The sequence below is a fragment of the Pseudomonas sp. GV047 genome (assembly GCF_003058245.1).
Taxonomy (GTDB): Bacteria; Pseudomonadota; Gammaproteobacteria; order Pseudomonadales; family Pseudomonadaceae; genus Aquipseudomonas; species Aquipseudomonas marginalis.
In genome coordinates this window covers 240,726-256,093 of sequence record NZ_QCWA01000002.1, presented here as the reverse complement: position 1 = coordinate 256,093, position 15,368 = coordinate 240,726, and the positions used below count along the sequence as shown (strand labels likewise).

15 protein-coding genes are annotated in these 15,368 nt (G+C 60.3%); 11 read left to right on the top strand and 4 right to left on the bottom strand.

Annotated elements, in window-relative coordinates; all coding sequences use genetic code 11:
- Positions 1 to 39 precede the first annotated feature (39 nt).
- Entirely contained in the window at positions 40 to 378 is a 339-nt protein-coding gene (locus C8K58_RS06415) for a hypothetical protein (protein ID WP_092355766.1), read from the bottom strand.
- Positions 379 to 505: 127 nt separating this feature from the next.
- Between C8K58_RS06415 and C8K58_RS06410 the strand changes: the two genes are divergently transcribed.
- Positions 506 to 976, top strand: coding sequence for an Lrp/AsnC family transcriptional regulator (locus tag C8K58_RS06410; protein ID WP_010207358.1), 471 nt, complete (start codon positions 506 to 508; stop codon positions 974 to 976).
- Between the two features lie 41 nt (positions 977 to 1,017).
- Here the strand turns inward: C8K58_RS06410 and C8K58_RS06405 are convergent, their stop codons facing one another.
- Positions 1,018 to 2,385, bottom strand: coding sequence for an inorganic triphosphatase (locus tag C8K58_RS06405; RefSeq protein WP_027608391.1), 1,368 nt, complete (start codon positions 2,383 to 2,385; stop codon positions 1,018 to 1,020).
- Positions 2,386 to 2,543: 158 nt separating this feature from the next.
- Between C8K58_RS06405 and argE the strand changes: the two genes are divergently transcribed.
- The 10 genes from argE to C8K58_RS06350 all read left to right on the top strand — a co-directional run bounded on the left by argE (position 2,544) and on the right by C8K58_RS06350 (position 12,906).
- A complete protein-coding gene (argE, locus tag C8K58_RS06400; protein WP_092355762.1) occupies positions 2,544 to 3,692 on the top strand; it encodes an acetylornithine deacetylase in 1,149 nt (382 codons plus the stop codon).
- 133 nt (positions 3,693 to 3,825) lie between these two features.
- The gene (argA, locus tag C8K58_RS06395; RefSeq protein WP_027608393.1) at positions 3,826 to 5,127 is read left to right on the top strand and encodes an amino-acid N-acetyltransferase; all 1,302 of its coding nucleotides are present in this window, start codon (positions 3,826 to 3,828) and stop codon (positions 5,125 to 5,127) included.
- A gap of 596 nt (positions 5,128 to 5,723) precedes the next feature.
- Positions 5,724 to 7,094 carry an OprD family porin gene (locus C8K58_RS06385; protein WP_092355760.1) on the top strand — a complete coding sequence of 457 codons (1,371 nt, stop codon included), beginning with the start codon at positions 5,724 to 5,726 and terminating at the stop codon, positions 7,092 to 7,094.
- A 291-nt stretch (positions 7,095 to 7,385) separates the two neighbouring features.
- Complete coding sequence (locus C8K58_RS06380) at positions 7,386 to 8,024, top strand: peroxiredoxin (RefSeq protein ID WP_027608395.1); 639 nt, start codon at positions 7,386 to 7,388, stop codon at positions 8,022 to 8,024.
- Positions 8,025 to 8,225: 201 nt separating this feature from the next.
- The gene (gene ssuE / locus C8K58_RS06375) at positions 8,226 to 8,819 is read left to right on the top strand and encodes an NADPH-dependent FMN reductase (RefSeq protein WP_027608396.1); all 594 of its coding nucleotides are present in this window, start codon (positions 8,226 to 8,228) and stop codon (positions 8,817 to 8,819) included.
- A gap of 99 nt (positions 8,820 to 8,918) precedes the next feature.
- Complete coding sequence (locus tag C8K58_RS06370; protein ID WP_027608397.1) at positions 8,919 to 9,887, top strand: sulfonate ABC transporter substrate-binding protein; 969 nt, start codon at positions 8,919 to 8,921, stop codon at positions 9,885 to 9,887.
- Between the two features lie 25 nt (positions 9,888 to 9,912).
- Complete coding sequence (ssuD, locus tag C8K58_RS06365; RefSeq protein WP_027608398.1) at positions 9,913 to 11,061, top strand: FMNH2-dependent alkanesulfonate monooxygenase; 1,149 nt, start codon at positions 9,913 to 9,915, stop codon at positions 11,059 to 11,061.
- A gap of 9 nt (positions 11,062 to 11,070) precedes the next feature.
- A complete protein-coding gene (gene ssuC, locus C8K58_RS06360; RefSeq protein ID WP_027608399.1) occupies positions 11,071 to 11,859 on the top strand; it encodes an aliphatic sulfonate ABC transporter permease SsuC in 789 nt (262 codons plus the stop codon).
- A complete protein-coding gene (ssuB, locus tag C8K58_RS06355; protein WP_027608400.1) occupies positions 11,856 to 12,662 on the top strand; it encodes an aliphatic sulfonates ABC transporter ATP-binding protein in 807 nt (268 codons plus the stop codon). The genes ssuC and ssuB overlap by 4 nt, the downstream gene beginning before the upstream one ends.
- A gap of 28 nt (positions 12,663 to 12,690) precedes the next feature.
- Positions 12,691 to 12,906 (top strand): molybdopterin-binding protein, encoded by a 216-nt coding sequence (locus tag C8K58_RS06350; protein WP_003176783.1) that lies wholly within the window; start codon positions 12,691 to 12,693, stop codon positions 12,904 to 12,906.
- Between the two features lie 121 nt (positions 12,907 to 13,027).
- On the opposite strand, the gene C8K58_RS06345 is transcribed toward C8K58_RS06350, so the two are convergent.
- Complete coding sequence (locus C8K58_RS06345) at positions 13,028 to 13,657, bottom strand: TetR/AcrR family transcriptional regulator (protein ID WP_065924363.1); 630 nt, start codon at positions 13,655 to 13,657, stop codon at positions 13,028 to 13,030.
- A gap of 213 nt (positions 13,658 to 13,870) precedes the next feature.
- Positions 13,871 to 15,247, bottom strand: coding sequence for a glutamine synthetase family protein (locus C8K58_RS06340; RefSeq protein WP_003213894.1), 1,377 nt, complete (start codon positions 15,245 to 15,247; stop codon positions 13,871 to 13,873).
- Positions 15,248 to 15,368 lie beyond the last annotated feature (121 nt).

The following is a 15,368-nucleotide window of genomic DNA, read 5'->3' as shown; positions in this document are numbered from 1 at the left end:
GCCGCCGAATATCTTCCTCCCAGCGTATGTTGCAGGCCTTTACCGAGCTGCTGCCGCCACGGCCACCGGCCCCACGGAATCAGCGCGCCATACATGCAGCGTGCACACGCTGATCAGGTTTCGAATCTTTTCGGCGATCACTTGGGCGCGATGCCAGCTCAGGCTATCCATCACGATATCGATGTTCAGCAGGTCTTCCTGGCGGCTCACGTTGACCTGGCTCGGTGTCAGGAACTGCAACGCAAAATAGTTGAGTACCCGACACAACACATCGGGCTCCGCCTCGGCGACGATCCGGTAATGCGCCTGGCAATGGGTGCTGCTGGCAGCCCACGCATCGACGCGGGTCAGAGGGTGGGTGGTTTCGACGGCATGCATGCTGACTCTCCAGATTCGACTGGAGAAATTTTTACATTCGCTTCGGGAGATTTCTTATCTAAGATGGGCATGATTTGCGATTAATCGAATCGTTCAATTCAGAAAAGACAGCCTTTAAGGTATTTTTATGCATAGCGAATTGGACGCCTACGACCGCCGCATCCTGGCCCTGCTGCAAGAGGACGCCTCGCTCTCCAGCGCGCAGATCGCCGAACAGGTCGGCCTGTCCCAGTCGCCGTGCTGGCGACGCATCCAGCGGCTCAAGGAAGAAGGAGTGATTCGCGGCCAGGTCACTCTGCTGGATCGCAAGAAGATCGGCCTGAATACGCAGATCTTTGCCGAGGTCAAACTCAACGCCCACGGCCGATCCAACTTCACCGAGTTCACCGACGCGATTCGTGGGTTTCCGGAAGTGCTGGAGTGCTATGTGCTGATGGGGGCGGTGGACTTTCTACTACGCATCGTGACGTCGGACATTGAGGCGTACGAGCGGTTTTTCTTCGAGAAGTTATCGATGGTGCCGGGGATTCAGGAGGTCAACTCGATCGTGGCGCTGTCCGAGATCAAGTCGACCACCAGCCTGCCAGTATTGCGCTGACAGGATCGGCCTCATCGGGGGCTAGGCCCCCGATGGCGATATTACAGGCGCAGCAGGGTCTTCCAGGCACGGTTCTGATACACCGCAATCGCCTGATGCATGCGCGCATCCAGCGACTCGTCGGTGATCGGCTGGTTGGCCAGTTGCGCCAGCTTGTTCAGCTCGCCGTACAAACGATCCAGTTCCGCAATGTCCACCACGTTACGCGCATGGTGCAGCCAGGCCTGGATGCGTTCGATGCGCGGCAGTTGCTCGGCCAGGTCTTCCGGTTGCTGCTGGTAGCGCGGCAGTTGCAGGGCGACGGCATCGTCAGCCAGCAGGCGCGGCAGCCAGTTGGTGATTTGCGCGGCGCCCTGGCGGTTGCCGCGCACGTTGCGGTCGGCAGTCCAGGTGCGGGCCATCAGCCAGCGTGACATGTTCAGCGAGAACAAGCCCCAGCGCACGTCGTCCAATTCTTCGGCAAACTGCTCGGGTGCGGCTTTGCGGATGTCTTCGTCGTCGTCACCGGCCTGGACCAGCGGGCGCCAGTCTTCCAGCAGCGCATCGAGTGCGCTGCGCAGTTCGCTGGTGGATTGACGCGGCGCGGCCTGGCCGAGGCTGCCGATCAGGGCGCGCAGTTCGCCGAGGTTGTCGACCCAGTCCTGCAGCAGACGCCAGTGGCCATTGAAGCGGTATTGCTCTGCCAGGCGCTGGCTGCTGCCGAGCAGGTGCCACATGATTGCGGCGAAGGCGTCGTCCAGCGGCATTTCGGCGTGGATCTGCGGCGCCGGCAGGCTCAGGGAGTAGCTGCTGGCGTCGTACAGGCGGTAGCCGCGCTCGGCCTTGCTGATGTCACACGGCATCAGCGCGAGGGTGGCGGCCAGTTCGGCGGCCAACTCCAGCAGCGCAGCCGGCTCGCCTTCGCGCAGTTCGAGTTCCAGCTCGCAGATTTCTTCTTTCTGCTTACCCACGACCACATGGCCCAGGTCCAGGGCGGCTTCGATCACCACCTTGGCCTTGCCACGGCCCCAGGCGATTTCGGCGCGCTCGCGCACGAAGTCGGTGGTGAAGATCGGCTTGAGGGTCTTTTTGTCCAGCTCGGCCAGTTGCTCGGGCCAGCAGTCGCCGTCGAGTTTCTTTACGTCGAGCTTGGCCTTGGGCAGGTCCCAGTTGTACTCATTGCGTTCCGACAGGCCGGCGACGCTTTGGCCACGGGTCTTGAGGGTCTGGATAATCTCGTCACCGTCCTTGCGCAGGCGCAGGGCGACTTTGGCCTGGGCCAGGTCACGCTCGGGGGTGTCGAAGTACTGGTTCATCAACTCACGGCGTTCCCAGCCACTTTTGTTGCGTTTTTTCAGTAGCGGGTGCTCACGCAGCGCGGCGAGTGTTTCGCGGCTGACGCGGAGCTTGATTTCGGTTTCTTTCTGCATGGCCGGAAAATCCAGGATCGGGAGCGCAGCCGGGGAAAAGAGTGGCTGCCAAGGTCGTGCAGTGTACAGGACTGAGCCCGGCAACGCGCCGCAACGGTTTATTGTCTCGTGCAGATGCCTCTATAGTGGGGCTCATCCGGGAAGTAGGGAGACCGCGTATGCCGTTACCGTCCATGAAAGAGCAGTTCGCCGCGCTGATTGCCGCGCCTTCGGTGAGTTGCACCCAGGCGTCTCTCGACCAGACCAACCGACCGGTGATCGATTTGCTCGCCGGTTGGTTGGGCGACCTGGGGTTCTCCATTGACATCCAACCGGTCAGCCCCGGCAAATTCAACCTGCTGGCCAGCTTTGGCACAGGCCCCGGCGGCCTGGTATTGGCCGGCCATAGCGACACCGTTCCTTATGACGCTGCGTTGTGGAAGACCGATCCGCTCAAGCTGACGGAAGTCGACGGCCGCTGGGTAGGATTGGGCAGTTGCGACATGAAGGGTTTTTTCGCGCTGGCGATTGAAGCGGTGTTGCCGCTGCTGGACCAACCGTTCAAGCAACCGTTGCTGATCCTCGCCACCTGCGATGAAGAAAGCTCCATGTCCGGTGCCCGAGCATTGGCCGAAGCCGGGCGCCCGCTGGGCCGGGCGGCGGTAATCGGTGAACCGACCGGCCTCAAGCCGATCCGCCTGCACAAAGGCGTGATGATGGAGCGCATCGACATTCTCGGCCAAAGCGGCCATTCGTCGGACCCAAGCCTGGGCCACAGCGCCCTGGAAGCCATGCATGACGCCATCGGCGAGCTGCGCGGCCTGCGCCTGGCCTGGCAGCGCGAGTACCGCAACCCGCAATTCAGCGTGCCGCAACCGACCATGAACTTCGGCTGTATCCATGGTGGCGACAACCCCAACCGCATCTGTGGCCAATGCTCCCTGGAATTCGACCTGCGGCCCTTGCCGGGCATGGACCCCGCAGTGCTGCGTGCGGCGATCCGGCAAAAGCTCGAACCCCTGGCCGAGCGCCATAAGGTCAAGATCGACTACGCGCCGTTATTCCCCGCAGTGCCGCCGTTCGAGCAGGTCGAAGACGCCGAGTTGGTGCGGGTCGCGGAACGATTGACCGGGCATCGTGCCGAAGCAGTAGCGTTCGGCACCGAAGCGCCTTATCTTCAGCGCCTTGGTTGTGAAACCCTGGTGCTCGGCCCTGGCGACATCGCCTGTGCCCACCAACCGGGCGAATACCTCGAAATGTCACGCTTGACGCCTACAGTGCGTCTATTGCGGGAACTGATCGAACATTACTGCCTGAAACCTGCGTAAATTAACCCCTGTCCATTCGTACATAAGGAGAGCGAGCGTGTCGCCAAGCCTGTTCCGACGATAACCATCAGCCCGCTGTGCGTTTTCACGACTCATCCTTTTTCGGCTGCTTTTTATTACAGGCCCAGGTTCCATGCCCGACTACGTTAATTGGCTTCGTCACGCTTCGCCCTACATCAACGCCCACCGCGACTGCACCTTTGTGGTCATGTTGCCCGGCGACGGTGTGGATCATCCGAACTTCGGCAATATCGTCCACGACCTGGTGCTGCTCCACAGCCTGGGCGTGCGTCTGGTGCTGGTGCACGGTTCGCGCCCACAGATCGAAGCGCGCCTTGAAGCGCGTGGCCTGGTCCCGACTTACCATGAAGGCATGCGCATCACCGATGCCGCGACGCTGGAGTGTGTGATCGACGCGGTCGGCCACCTGCGTATCGCCATCGAAGCGCGCTTGTCGATGGACATGGCCTCGTCGCCGATGCAGGGCTCGCGCCTGCGGGTGGCCAGCGGCAACCTGGTGACGGCGCGGCCTATCGGCGTGCTTGAAGGCGTGGATTACCACCACACCGGCGAAGTGCGCCGGGTCGACCGCAAGGGCATCAATCGCCTGCTGGATGAGCGCTCCATTGTGCTGCTGTCGCCCCTGGGCTATTCGCCTACGGGGGAGATCTTCAACCTGGCCTGCGAAGACGTCGCCACCCGCGCCGCCATCGACCTGGGGGCGGACAAGCTGCTGCTGTTCGGCGCTGATCTCGGCCTGATCGATGAAAATGGCCGCCTGGTCCGCGAATTGCGCCCGCAACAAGTACCGGCACACCTGCAACGCCTGGGCAGCAGCAACTACCAGTCCGAATTGCTTGATGCAGCGGCCGAGGCTTGCCGGGGCGGGGTAGGGCGCAGCCACATTGTCAGCTACGCCGAAGACGGTGCCTTGCTCACCGAACTGTTCACCCGCGATGGCGGCGGCACGCTGGTGGCCCAGGAGCAATTCGAACGGGTGCGCGAGGCGGCGATTGAAGACGTCGGCGGCTTGCTCGACCTGATCAGCCCCCTGGAAGAACAGGGCATCCTGGTGCGCCGTTCGCGGGAAGTGCTCGAGCGTGAGATCGAGCAGTTCAGCGTGGTGGAGCGCGAAGGCATGATCATCGCCTGTGCGGCGTTGTATCAGATCGCCGATTCGGACGCGGGTGAGCTGGCATGCCTGGCGGTGAACCCGGAGTACCGCCATGGCGGGCGGGGTGACGAGCTGCTGGAGCGTATCGAAACCCGCGCGCGGGCGCAGGGGTTGAAGACGCTGTTCGTACTTACCACGCGGACTGCCCACTGGTTCCGTGAGCGCGGCTTTGTGCCGAGCAGCGTGGATCGCCTGCCCTCGGCACGGGCCTCGCTGTACAACTACCAGCGTAACTCGAAGATTTTCGAGAAGGCCTTGTAGAACCCTACCCCCAAGTCACCGGGCAGGCTCGTGTAAGAGCCTGCCGTCACGCACGACTAAAGTTTAAGCATTCTTGATCTGACGCCGATAACAGGTGGGCGGCTATGGATAGAGTGTGGGCGCTTGCAAACACCTGAATCGTCGAGTGGGCGGCTTGGACAGCAAAAGAAACGATTAGTGACACAAAAACTGTAACAAATTGACGGGAGGATGTGCCTTTGGCCATGATGGCGTCGCCTTTTTGATCGTGGGTGACGTATGCAACAGCGCGGCCACACTAATCGATCTAAAAAAGCTCTAACAAATACCCTTTAGGAATTAGCTTGTGTGGCGAGTGGTCTATGCTGGCCTGTCCACGTCACGGAAAGTCTTATTCCTGAATCGTATGAAAAAGAATGAAATAATTCTTTTTGGGTGTATGAAAAACTCATTACCCTGCAGGGACCAAATCAACGGTGGTTAGACGAAGGTAGTAGACACACAAGGTTACGATTGACTTGTCAGTCACTATCCGGTGCTAATCGCGCATCTGTGGATCGAGGGCGTCAGACCCGAGACCAAAGAAATACAAAAATTAGAAACGAGAGGAGCGGTACATGAAGAAGTCCACCTTGGCACTGTCTGTAGCTTTGGGCGTAATCGCTCAGCAAGCAGGCGCTGCCGGTTTCATCGAAGACAGCCACGCCACACTGAGTGCGCGTAACTTTTACATCAACACCGATAACCGTGATGGCCACCCATCGTCGACCTCGAACACCCGCAGCAAGAACGCTGAATGGGGCCAAGGCTTCGACCTGCGTTTCATCTCGGGTTACACCCAAGGTACCGTTCAGTTCGGCGTTGATGCGATCGGCCTGTACGGCGTGCGCCTGGATTCGAGTCGTGCTGAACACGGTAACTACAACGGCACCGCATCTGGCGGTACTGTGTTCCCGAGCGATGGCAACACGGCTGTTAACGATTTCGCCAGCCTGGGCGTGACCGGCAAGGTCAAGATCTCCCAAACCGAACTGAAGTTGGGCACCCTGCAGCCTAAGTTGCCGGTTATCGTGACCAACGATGGTCGTCTGCTGCCGCAGACCTTCCAAGGTGGCCAGATCACTACCAACGACATCAAGGATTTGACCTTGGTTGCTGGTCAGGTGGAAAAGGCCAAGGGTCGTAACTCCAGCAACAACGAAAACCTGTCGATTGGTGGTGCCAACGGTAGCTCCAACTACAACACAGGCACTTTCGTTAACAAGTTCTACTATGCGGGTGGTGACTACAAACTCACCAAAGACCTGACCGCCCAGTACTACTACGGCAACCTGGAAGACTTCTACAAGCAGCACTTCCTGGGCCTGACTCACAACTGGGCAATCGGCCCGGGCGTTTTGAAGTCTGACCTGCGTTATTTCAACAGCTCCGACGATGGTAAAAACGGCAACACCCCTGCTTACTACAGCAGCGGTAACTACAACGGTTTCAGCGGCGGCAAAGGTAAGGTTGATAACAACCTGTACAGCGGCCTGTTCCTGTACACCGTTGCCGGCCACACTTTCGGTGGTGGTTACCAGGTCAGCAACGGCAGCAGCGACTTCCCTTGGTTGAACCAGGGCGACGGTTCGTCGGCTTACCTGACGACTGACATGCAGATCCAGAAGTTTGCCCGCGCCGGCGAGCGTACCTGGCAAGCTCGCTACGCTTACGACTTCGCTAAAGTCGGCGTACCTGGCCTGACTGCTGGTGTCGTTTACCTCAAGGGTAGCGACATCGACACCGTAGGCACCAACGCTGGTCGTACTGAAATCACCGGTCAATCCGAGTGGGAACGTGACATCACCGTTGCTTACGTGATTCCAGAAGGCCCGCTGAAAAACCTTGGCGTTGCCTGGAAAAACGCTATGTGGCGCACCGACCTGGCGAACACCCGTTCCCAGGACGAAAACCGCCTGATCGTCAGCTACTCGCTGCCACTGTTCTAGTCGCGTGAAGCTGTTGTAAGACCGTAAAACCTTGCCCGGCGCACGCCGGGCAAGGTGTCTTGCTTTTCAAGTCGGGCTAAACCCCCGCAAGCCCTTCCTGAACCCCTCTTTGTACAGCGTCTCAAGGCCTTCTCGAACCTTGGAAACGATGTTGCGCCTTGCCCTTTCCCGCGTCCAATGAACAGATTTTTAATATTCCTTTATCGTCTAGATAAATCGATATTTATTCTTTTTAAATAATCCGCAATCCATGCACAGTGGGCTCCATAAGCACTCACCAGGAGCCACACCATGAGCCTAAGACTGGGCGATATCGCCCCCGACTTCGAACAGGATTCCAGCGCCGGCAAGATTCGTTTCCACGAATGGCTGGGCGACAGCTGGGGTGTGTTGTTTTCCCACCCGGCGGACTTTACCCCGGTGTGCACCACGGAGCTGGGCTTCACCGCCAAGCTCAAGGACGAGTTCGCCAAGCGCGGCGTCAAGGCCATCGCCCTGTCGGTGGACCCGGTGGACTCGCACCACAAGTGGATCGAAGACATCAACGAAACCCAGGCCACCGTCGTCAACTTCCCGATCCTGGCTGACGCCGACCGCAAGGTTTCGGACCTCTACGACCTGATCCACCCGAACGCCAGTGACACCCTCACCGTGCGTTCCTTGTTCGTGATCGACCCGAACAAGAAGATCCGCCTGACCATCACCTACCCGGCCAGCACCGGCCGTAACTTCCACGAAATCCTGCGGGTCATCGACTCGCTGCAACTGACCGACAACTACAAAGTCGCCACCCCCGCCAACTGGCAGGACGGTGATGAGGTGGTGATCGTGCCGTCACTCAAGGATGAGGAAGAGATCAAGAAGCGCTTTCCGAAGGGCTATCGGGCGGTGAAGCCGTATTTGCGGCTTACTCCACAGCCCAATCGTTGAAACTGACTCACAGCAGGGGTTTTCAGGCCGTTTCTACGGCCTTTTTTTTCGCCTGGCGACCTACAAACCTCATATGCATTTAAAGAATAAACAAATGAAAAAATAAGATTTATAGATATATGAATCTGCTGATAAGGTCTGTTCCATCTTGGCGCCATCGCCACACAGCGAACCGCCGGCACTTGCTCAAGGAATTCCTGCATGTTGGTCGTAACACTTGGAGGCAGTCCCAGCCAGCGTTCCCGCTCCGGGGTCTTGCTGGAAAAAACCCGTCAGTGGTTGCAAGACAAAGGCGTTGAAGTGGTGAGTTACCAGATACGGGACTTCCCGGCTGAAGACTTGCTGCATGCACGCTTCGACAGCCCCAAGGTCATCGACCTGCTGCAGCAGGTGGCTAACGCAGATGGCCTGGTGATCGCCACGCCGGTGTACAAGGCTTCGTTCTCCGGTGCGTTGAAAACCGTGCTCGACCTGCTGCCGGAGCGCGCCCTGGCCCACAAGGTTGTGTTGCCGATGGCGACCGGCGGCAGCATCGCTCACATGCTGGCGGTGGATTACGCCTTGAAGCCGGTATTGTCGGCCCTCAAAGCCCAGGAGCTGCTCCACGGCATCTTTGCCGAAGACAGCCAGATCGCCTACGGCGAAGGCAGTGCCCAGGCACAACTGGTACCGGTCCTCGAACACCGTTTGCACGAGGCCCTGGAGACGCTTTACGGCGCCATGGCCCGTCGTCCGAAACCGTTGGACCCGCATGTGTTGAATGAACGTTTGTTGAGTGCTCGCTGGAGCATTTAAGTCAGCCTCACCGCTATATAGATGTACTCACCTTACTCAGCCGCCAACGGCCAAGCAGGTGCAGCCAACCCCCTCATCGCACTATTTGGAGAGAGCGCCATGCGCACTGTCATCTTGCGTCGTGGTCTGGTCGCACTGTTTGCTGCGGCTGTGTCCTTCGGCGCCATTGTTCAGGCTCAAGCCGCCGAGACCCTGCGGATCGGTTACCAGAAATACGGCACCCTGGTGCTGCTCAAGGCCAAGGGCACCCTGGAAAAACGCCTGGCCGCCCAAGGTGTGCAGGTGCAATGGACCGAGTTTCCCGGCGGTCCGCAACTGCTCGAAGGCCTGAACGTGGGTTCCATCGACTTCGGTGTCACCGGCGAAACCCCGCCGGTCTTCGCCCAGGCTGCCGGTGCCGACCTGCTCTACGTGGCCTACGAGCCGCCAGCGCCCACCAGTGAAGCGATCCTGGTGCCGAAAGACTCGACGATCAAATCGGTGGCCGAGCTCAAGGGCAAGAAAGTCGTGCTCAACAAAGGCTCCAACGTGCACTACCTGCTGGTGCGTGCCCTGGAAGACGCCGGCCTGAAATACACCGACGTGCAGACCGTGTTCCTGCCGCCCGCCGATGCCCGTGCCGCCTTCGAGCGTGGCAGCGTGGATGCGTGGGTGATCTGGGACCCGTACCAGGCCGCCGCCGAGAAACAACTGCAAGCGCGCACCCTGCGTGACGGCACCGGCATCGCCGACAACCACCAGTTCTACCTGGCCACCAAGCCGTACGCCGAAAAGCATCCGGAAGTGGTCAAGGCGCTGATCGAAGAAGTGCGCGCGGTGGGCGAGTGGTCCAAGGCCAACCCCCAGGAAGTGACCGAGCAAGTCGCGCCGCTGCTGGGCCTGCCGGCCGACATCACCCTGACCTCGGTGAAACGCCAGGGCTATGGCGCGCTGTTCCTGACCCCGGAAGTGGTGGCGGCCCAGCAGAAAATCGCCGACAGCTTCTACCAACTCAAATTGATCCCCAAGCCCTTGAGCATCAAGGACGTGATCTGGACGCCACCGGCTGCCGTGGCTAAAGCGCCGTAATCCGATTTCTTCAGGAGACAACTCCATGAGCCTCACTATTTTCTGGTTCCTGCCTACCCACGGCGACGGCCATTACCTTGGCACCGCCGAAGGCGCTCGCGCCGTCGACCACGGTTATCTGCAGCAAGTGGCCCAGGCCGCTGACCGCCTGGGATTCGGCGGGGTGCTGATCCCCACCGGTCGCTCCTGCGAAGACTCGTGGCTGGTGGCCGCCTCGCTGATCCCGGTGACCCAGCGTTTGAAATTCCTTGTCGCGCTGCGTCCCGGGATCATTTCCCCGACGGTGGCGGCGCGCCAGGCCGCGACTCTGGATCGCCTGTCCGGCGGCCGTGCGTTGTTCAACCTGGTGACCGGTGGTGACCCGGAAGAGCTGGCCGGCGATGGCTTGTTCCTCAGTCACGAAGAGCGCTACCAGGCTTCGGTGGAGTTCACCCGCATCTGGCGCCGCGTGCTGGAAGGCGAAACCGTGGATTACGACGGCGAGCACATCAGCGTCAAAGGCGCCAAGTTGCTCTACCCGCCGATCCAGCAACCGCGCCCGCCGCTGTACTTCGGCGGTTCCTCCGAAGCGGCCCAGGACCTCGCCGCCGAACAAGTGGAGATGGTGCTGACCTGGGGCGAGCCACCGGCCGCCGTCGCCGAGAAGATCGAGCAGGTGCGGGCCAAGGCGGCGAAACTCGGGCGCACCGTGCGCTTCGGCATTCGTCTGCATGTGATCGTGCGTGAAACCAACGAAGAAGCCTGGAAAGCCGCCGACAAACTGATCTCCCATCTGGACGACGACACCATCGCCCGTGCCCAGGCTTCCCTGGCGCGCTTCGATTCTGTCGGCCAGCAGCGCATGGCGGCCTTGCATGGCGGCAACCGCGACAACCTGGAAGTCAGCCCCAACCTGTGGGCCGGCGTCGGCCTGGTGCGTGGCGGTGCGGGCACCGCGCTGGTGGGCGACGGCCCGACGGTTGCCGAGCGGGTCAAGGAGTACGCAGCGCTGGGCATCGACACCTTTATCTTCTCCGGTTATCCACACCTGGAAGAATCGTATCGGGTCGCCGAGCTGCTGTTCCCGCACCTGGATATCGAACGTCCCGAGCTGCCGAAAAGCGCCGGTTACGTAAGCCCGTTCGGCGAAATGGTCGCCAACGACATCCTTCCCAAAGCTGCGTCACAGAGCTGAGGCGGCGCCATGAACCTGGAAAAATTGAGCCATCGCGTGGCGCCCTGGGTGCTGCCGATTCTATTGCTGGCGGTGTGGCAGTTGTCGGTGTCGGCGGGTTGGTTGTCGACACGCATCCTGCCGGCGCCCAGCGCGGTGATTGAGGCTGGGGTCAACCTGGTGCGCAGCGGCGAAATCTGGACGCACCTGGCTATCAGTGGCTGGCGTGCCGGCCTGGGCTTTGTGATCGGTGGCAGCATCGGCCTGGCGCTGGGGTTTATCACCGGCCTGTCGACGTGGGGCGAACGCCTGCTGGACAGCTCGGTGCAGATGATCCGCAACGTGCCGCACCTGGCGCTGATTCCGCTGGTGATCCTGTGGTTCGGCATCGACGAGACCGCGAAGATTTTCCTCGTGGCCCTCGGCACGCTGTTCCCGATCTACCTCAACACTTACCACGGCATCCGCAACGTCGACCCGGCGCTGGTGGAAATGTCGCGCAGCTACGGCTTGTCCGGTTTCAGCCTGTTCTGGCAAGTGATCCTGCCGGGTGCGCTGCCGTCGATCCTGGTGGGTGTGCGCTTTGCCCTGGGCTTTATGTGGCTGACGCTGATCGTGGCGGAAACCATCTCTGCCAGCTCCGGCATTGGTTACCTGGCGATGAACGCCCGCGAATTCCTGCAAACCGACGTGGTGGTATTGGCCATCGTGATGTACGCCATCCTCGGCAAGCTGGCCGACCTGGCCGCGCGCGGTCTGGAACGTGTTTGGCTGCGCTGGCACCCGGCGTATCAAGTCAATAAAGGAGGTGCGGCATGACGGCTCAACAACCTCCGCGCCTGCTGAAGGGGATTCCCCTGGCGGTGCGCAAATTGCGCAAGGCCTTCGGCGCGCGGGAAGTGCTCAAGGAAATCGATCTGCACATTCCGGCGGGCCAGTTCGTGGCCGTGGTCGGTCGCAGTGGCTGCGGTAAAAGTACGTTGCTGCGCCTGTTGGCCGGCCTGGACAAAGCCAGTGGCGGCGAGCTGCTGGCCGGTTCGGCGCCGCTGAGCGAGGCGATTGAAGACACGCGGTTGATGTTCCAGGAAGCGCGCCTGCTGCCGTGGAAAAAGATCATCGACAACGTCGGCCTGGGCCTCAAAGGCAACTGGCGCCCTAAAGCCTTGGAAGCCCTGGAAGCGGTAGGCCTGGCCGAGCGTGCCAATGAGTGGCCGGCGGCCTTGTCCGGTGGCCAGAAGCAGCGTGTGGCCCTGGCTCGTGCCTTGATCCACCAGCCGCGCCTGCTGCTGCTCGACGAACCGCTGGGCGCCCTGGACGCCCTGACCCGTATCGAGATGCAGCAGCTGATCGAAAACCTCTGGCAAAAACACGGCTTCACCGTGTTGCTGGTAACCCATGACGTCAGCGAAGCCGTGGCCATCGCCGACCGGGTGATCCTGATCGAAGACGGCGAAATCGGCCTCGACCTGATCGTCGATCTGCCGCGCCCACGGGCCCGAGGCTCACATCGCCTGGCCGCACTGGAAGCGCAAGTACTTAACCGTGTGCTGTCGTTGCCCGGCACGCCGCCGGAACCCGAACCTGTTTCACCGCTGCCCACGCAATTGCGTTGGGCTCAATAACTCACTTGTCCTACGAAGGAAGTACACCATGACTATTAAAGCCATCAACGTGCGTAACCAGTTCAAAGGCACCATCAAGGAAATCGTCGTCGGCGACGTGCTGTCGGAAATCGACGTGCAGACTGCATCCGGTATCGTCACGTCCGTGATCACCACCCGCTCGGTCAAAGAGCTGGAGCTGGTGATTGGCAGCGAAGTGATTGCCTTTGTGAAATCCACCGAGGTGTCGATTGCCAAGTTGTGATTTGCGTCGCTCTTGAGGCTCTCATCGGGGTGTAGCCCCCTCCCACATATTGATCTGTGAGCACATTCAAAATGTGGGAGGGGGCTTGCCCCCGATGAGGCCGGCCCAGCCAACCCAGGATTCAGCGCTTAGGCAGATACGCCGGCAAATACAGCCCCACATACGCATCAAACACCCGCATCCCTTCCTCCGCCATACGCGGCGTAATCAGCCCATGCTGATGCACCGAACGCGCATACACGCGATCACTCAATTCCAACGCCAGCGCAAACACATCCACATCGGTTGGCAAGCTCGGCACTTCAAAGTGGCGGTCGAACACTTCCAGCATCAAATCCCCCAGCTCCAGATCATGCTGGCGGTCCGCCTGGGTCACTTCGGTCAGCCCGTGCTGGGCCAGGATCAACTGGCGCGCGGCGGCGTCGTTGCTGTAGATGGTCAGCATGCGCTGTTCGACGATGTAGGACAGGTCGCGCCAATGCTTGAGTGAATCATGCTCGATGGGGGCCTGGATGGCGCAGCGGAAGGCTGCATGTATATCGGCGGTCAGTGCCTCCAGCAGCGCCGGCACACTGGCGAAAAAGTGATACACCGACGACGGCGGAATCTGCGCGCGCTCGGCCACGCTGTAGATCGACAAACTCGCCACGCCTTCGGCGGCCAGCAAGGTGCGGGCGGCATCGAGAATCGCGTCGATCCGTGCCTGGCTGCGGGCGCGGGGTTTGCGAGGGGCGGCGGGGCGGGTGGGCATGGAAGTCTCCTACAAGGCAGCGGGCATTGTACGCAGAGCCTGGGGATGATCCATACCGCTTGTTGGGGTGAGCGGGCTTGCCCCGCGCTGGGCTGCGAAGCGGCCCCCATAAAAAACGCCGAGTTCCTTCAGAAAGAACTCGGCGTCTGTGTTTGGGGCTGCTACGCAGCCCAGCGCGGGGCAAGCCCGCACCACAGTCAATGCAGCCGTCGTTTAGACGGTATGCAGGTACCAGTTGTACTCAAGGTCGGAGATGGAGTGTTCGAACTCTTCCAGCTCACTTTCCTTACAGGCGACGAAGATATCGATGTATTTAGGATCGATGTACTTGGCCATCACCTCGCTGTCGTCCAACTCGCGCAGGGCATCGCGCAGGTTGTTCGGCAGGCTCTGTTCGTTCTGCTCGTAGCTGTTGCCTTCCACGGGTGCGCCCGGCTCGATCTTGTTGGTCAGGCCGTGGTGCACGCCTGCAAGGACCGAAGCCATCAGCAGGTAAGGGTTGGCGTCGGCACCGGCCACACGGTGTTCGATACGTACGGCGTCGGACGAGCCGGTCGGTACGCGAATCGCCACGGTGCGGTTGTCCAGGCCCCAGCACGGCGAGTTCGGCACGTAGAACTGTGCGCCGAAACGACGGTAGGAGTTGACGTTAGGGCACAGGAACGCCATTTGGGCGGGTAGGGTCTCGAGCACACCGCCGATCGCGTGACGCAATGCGGCGTTCTGCTCGGGATCCTCGCTGGCAAAGATGTTCTTGCCGTCCTTGTCCAGGATCGAGATGTGTACGTGCAAACCGTTGCCTGCCTGGCCTGGGTAAGGCTTGGCCATGAAGGTGGTATCCATCTCATGGTCGTAGGCGATGTTCTTGATCAGGCGCTTGAGCAGCACTGCGTAGTCGCAGGCCTTGATCGGGTCGGCCACGTGGTGCAGGTTCACTTCGAACTGCGCCGGGGCACTTTCCTTGACGATGGCGTCGGCCGGGATGCCTTGCTCTTTGGCACCTTCCAGGATGTCCTGGAGGCAGTCGACGTATTCGTCGAGGTCGTCGATCAGGTAGACCTGTGTCGAGTGCGGGCGTTTGCCGGAGATCGGCGAGCGGGGCGGTTGTGGGCGGCCGTTCACGTTCTCCTGGTCGATCAGGTAGAACTCAAGCTCGAAGGCGGCGCAGATGGTCAGACCGAGGTCGTCAAACTTGCTTACAACTTGGCGGAGCACTTCGCGCGGATCGGCGAAGAAAGGTTCACCTTCAAGTTCGTGCATGGTCATCAGCAGTTGCGCGGTAGGGCGCTTTTGCCAGGGTTCATTGCACAGGGTGTCAGGGATCGGATAACAGATTCGGTCAGCATCACCGATGTCCAGGCCCAGGCCGGTGCTTTCCACCGTCGAGCCATTGATATCCAGGGCAAATAAAGAGGCAGGCAGGTTAATGCCCTTCTCGTAAACCTTGTGGAGGCTGGTGCGTTCGATGCGCTTACCGCGCACCACACCATTCATATCCGCAATTAGAAGGTCTACGTACAGAACCTCAGGATGATCCTTAAGGAACGCGTTCGCTTCGTTAAGCTGAACGGCACGCGGGGGTACCGACATGATGCAACACCTTTGTTGTTAAAAATATCAATCATTGATCTTTTCTGGTTTCAGTCAACCCGAACGGCATGCCGAAGTCAAGCGAGGCCTTTTTTGCCCTAAAAAAGCGCCGTGACCGCAC

Coding starts and splice junctions, on each gene's coding strand:
- C8K58_RS06415 (WP_092355766.1), bottom strand. CDS start 378: ATGCATGCCGTCGAAACCACCCACCCTCTGACCCGCGTCGATGCGTGG.
- C8K58_RS06410 (WP_010207358.1), top strand. CDS start 506: ATGCATAGCGAATTGGACGCCTACGACCGCCGCATCCTGGCCCTGCTG.
- C8K58_RS06405 (WP_027608391.1), bottom strand. CDS start 2,385: ATGCAGAAAGAAACCGAAATCAAGCTCCGCGTCAGCCGCGAAACACTC.
- argE (WP_092355762.1), top strand. CDS start 2,544: ATGCCGTTACCGTCCATGAAAGAGCAGTTCGCCGCGCTGATTGCCGCG.
- argA (WP_027608393.1), top strand. CDS start 3,826: ATGCCCGACTACGTTAATTGGCTTCGTCACGCTTCGCCCTACATCAAC.
- C8K58_RS06385 (WP_092355760.1), top strand. CDS start 5,724: ATGAAGAAGTCCACCTTGGCACTGTCTGTAGCTTTGGGCGTAATCGCT.
- C8K58_RS06380 (WP_027608395.1), top strand. CDS start 7,386: ATGAGCCTAAGACTGGGCGATATCGCCCCCGACTTCGAACAGGATTCC.
- ssuE (WP_027608396.1), top strand. CDS start 8,226: ATGTTGGTCGTAACACTTGGAGGCAGTCCCAGCCAGCGTTCCCGCTCC.
- C8K58_RS06370 (WP_027608397.1), top strand. CDS start 8,919: ATGCGCACTGTCATCTTGCGTCGTGGTCTGGTCGCACTGTTTGCTGCG.
- ssuD (WP_027608398.1), top strand. CDS start 9,913: ATGAGCCTCACTATTTTCTGGTTCCTGCCTACCCACGGCGACGGCCAT.
- ssuC (WP_027608399.1), top strand. CDS start 11,071: ATGAACCTGGAAAAATTGAGCCATCGCGTGGCGCCCTGGGTGCTGCCG.
- ssuB (WP_027608400.1), top strand. CDS start 11,856: ATGACGGCTCAACAACCTCCGCGCCTGCTGAAGGGGATTCCCCTGGCG.
- C8K58_RS06350 (WP_003176783.1), top strand. CDS start 12,691: ATGACTATTAAAGCCATCAACGTGCGTAACCAGTTCAAAGGCACCATC.
- C8K58_RS06345 (WP_065924363.1), bottom strand. CDS start 13,657: ATGCCCACCCGCCCCGCCGCCCCTCGCAAACCCCGCGCCCGCAGCCAG.
- C8K58_RS06340 (WP_003213894.1), bottom strand. CDS start 15,247: ATGTCGGTACCCCCGCGTGCCGTTCAGCTTAACGAAGCGAACGCGTTC.